Genomic DNA, 594 nt, shown 5'->3' on the forward strand with positions numbered 1-594 from the left:
AAATCCCGCAGATCTTATCCTTGATCTTCTTCTACACTCCCTTCTCCTGGCGCTTTCCTTTCCAAGCAATTCCGTCAAGAACTGCAGATGGTTCCAGTTTTCTTCAGCTGCCAATGAAAGGGTGCATTCCAGTTCCTCTTTAAAGGCCAGAAGCTTCAGTTCTGCAGCATAGTCATAAATGGTTTCTTTTTCTGATTTCATATATTATAAACTTAAATGGTTGGTATTATATCATGCACTTCATTGTATCCTGTCATGAGCGCCGTGATGCCTTCAAGCATATCCACAGCTTCTCTTTCTATATTCTCCTGTTGTGCCGGGAGAACAGGCGGTTCCATGGTTTCTTCTGTCTCTCCCTGTACGCTACCATGCAGCATGGCCTTTACCTGGTCCGGAGATATCTTTCTGACACCACGTCCGGTCAGCTCCTTGCATGCCGTGACAATGTCCGTTCCGGAAAATCCATTTTTTCGGGCATAGTCCAGCAACAGAACAAACGTCCTGTTGTCCTCCTTGAAATGGATGTCATACAGCCTTCTCAGTTCTTCCGGTGCTCTTTGCCAAACCACAGAGTGGGGCAATGCCCCCGGTTTA

2 protein-coding genes are annotated in these 594 nt (G+C 46.5%); both read right to left on the reverse strand.

Annotation, left to right across the window (positions count from 1 at the left end):
• On the reverse strand, positions 1–201 hold a 201-nt coding region (locus KC820_RS13105; RefSeq protein ID WP_419466001.1), incomplete at its 3' end, for a hypothetical protein.
• 11 nt (positions 202–212) lie between these two features.
• On the reverse strand, positions 213–594 hold a 382-nt coding region (locus KC820_RS13110), incomplete at its 5' end, for a hypothetical protein (protein WP_212371707.1).

Source organism: Allobacillus saliphilus, assembly GCF_018138385.1.
GTDB classification, from domain to species: domain Bacteria; phylum Bacillota; class Bacilli; order Bacillales; family Alkalibacillaceae; genus Allobacillus; species Allobacillus saliphilus.